The sequence below is a fragment of the Streptomyces gardneri genome (assembly GCF_006539185.1).
GTDB classification, from domain to species: domain Bacteria; phylum Actinomycetota; class Actinomycetes; order Streptomycetales; family Streptomycetaceae; genus Streptomyces; species Streptomyces gardneri.
The window spans coordinates 1-1666 of the sequence record NZ_BJMN01000130.1 but is presented as its reverse complement, the minus strand read 5'-3'; the positions used below and the strand labels follow the sequence as shown (position 1 = coordinate 1666).

Sequence of the window (1666 nt, the reverse complement as noted above, 5' to 3'; positions counted from 1 at the left end):
GGTCGGAGGCTCGGTCGTCGGAGGCTCCGTGTGCGGGGGCTCCGTGGTCGGGGGCTCGGTCGTCGGAGGCTCCGTGGTCGGAGGCTCGGTCGTCGGAGGCTCCGTCGTCGGGGGCTCCGTGTGGGGCGGCTCGGTCGTCGGAGGCTCGGTGTGCGGCGGCTCGGTCGTCGGAGGCTCCGTGTGGGGCGGCTCCGTCGCGGGAGGTTCCGTGTGCGGGGGCTCCGTCGTCGGGGGATGGGTCGGCTCGTCGCCGTAGCCGCCGGGTTCCCCCGCCTGGGCGCAGAGGTCTCCGACGGCTGCCGCGATGAACTCGCCGAGCTCCCCACCCTTGCCGCAGACGTCCGCGGGCAGGGGGGCCTGGACCTGGCCCGCCGCGCCGGGACCGGGGGAATCGCCCGTACCGGCATGGGAGTTTGCGGCGAGGGCGAATCCGCCGGTCAGCGACAGGATGCCGGTCGCTGCCGCTGCGGTGAGTACTTTCCTGCTGATGATGGACCGCATACCGCTCTTCCTCTGGAGAAAGGGAGAGACCGGCGAGGATCCCCCCTCGCTCCGACCGGCCAGTCCACGCCGACGTTCGCGTGGGATGGACCAGACAGTAGGGAGCGGTGGCCCCCGTCGAGCGGGGTCGACACGGCGGCCGATCAGAAAATCATTCGATCAGCCGCCGAGCGGGAGGCCGCCGAGCAGCGCGGAACCGCCCTTGCCGGCCTCGTTGAGCTGACCCAGGGTGTCCGTGGCGGTCTTCACCGGGGAGCCGTCGGTGGTGCTGCTCAGCATGTCCGTCTTCAGGCCGTTGGCGGCGATCGCGTCCAGCCCGCCGTTCAGGCTGGTGGGGGTCAGCGCCTCCGTGGCCATGGCGGGCGCGGCGGCACCCAGCGCCACGAGCGAACCGGCGACGATCGCGGCGACCTTGGTGGACTTCATGGGGGAATCCTTCCGCTGTTCTTTCAAGTCACGTTCCACACAGGGTTCTTGGCCGAATCCTGTGCCTTTTCCTGCTTTCTGTAACGAGAGGTGCGCTCCCCGGAAACTCCGGGAGGAAGGATTTCTCGACACTGCACCCGATCGATTCCGACCGGTGCTATTTGTCGCGCGCGAAGGCCCGTACCGGTCGGCGGACGCCGGACCGGTACGGGCCTTCGCGGGGACTACCTGACGGGCAGCGGGGGCTTGACCGGCAGGTCGGGGAGGTCGACCGGCGGCTTCACGGGCGCGTCGACCGGCAGCTCGGGCGGGTCGACGGGCAGCTCCGGCGGGTCGACCGGAAGCTCCGGCACGGCGACCGGGAGCGCCGGGAGGGCGGGCAGACCGGCCAGGTCGGGCGCGGGCAGACCGCTGCCGAGCACGGTGGCGACGGCCAGGTTGACCAGTGAGGTCAGCGTCGCGGTCACCTGCGGTACGACTCCGGCGGCGTCGCCCGAGGTGACGGCGGCGAGCAGGCCGGCGACGGCCTTCTCGACCGTGGCGAGGGCGTCGTCCACGACGTCCGCGGGCGCGGCGGCGGCCGCCTTCGCACCGGCGGCGACGGGCAGGCTCACCGGCGGCTTCACGGGAAGGTCCGGAGCGGGGAGATCCGGCGCCGGAAGGTCCGGAGCGGGGAGATCCGGCGCGGGAAGGTCCGGAGCGGGGAGATCCGGGGCCGGAAGGTCCGGGGCCGGAAGGT

General features: G+C 72.6%; 3 protein-coding genes. 1 reads left to right on the top strand and 2 read right to left on the bottom strand.

Annotation, left to right across the window (positions count from 1 at the left end; translation table 11 throughout):
- Nucleotides 1–256, top strand: a 256-nt coding sequence (locus SGA01_RS41640) for a hypothetical protein (protein ID WP_218037877.1), incomplete at its 5' end; no start/stop codon positions are given.
- Nucleotides 257–660: 404 nt separating this feature from the next.
- Here the strand turns inward: SGA01_RS41640 and SGA01_RS40710 are convergent.
- Nucleotides 661–927, bottom strand: a complete 267-nt coding sequence (locus tag SGA01_RS40710; protein ID WP_055641596.1) for a hypothetical protein — start codon at nt 925–927, stop codon at nt 661–663.
- Nucleotides 928–1151: 224 nt separating this feature from the next.
- Entirely contained in the window at nt 1152–1541 is a 390-nt protein-coding gene (locus SGA01_RS40705) for a hypothetical protein (RefSeq protein ID WP_141303464.1), read from the bottom strand.
- Nucleotides 1542–1666: the final 125 nt, after the last annotated feature.

Coding starts and splice junctions, on each gene's coding strand:
- SGA01_RS40710 (WP_055641596.1), bottom strand. CDS start 927: ATGAAGTCCACCAAGGTCGCCGCGATCGTCGCCGGTTCGCTCGTGGCG.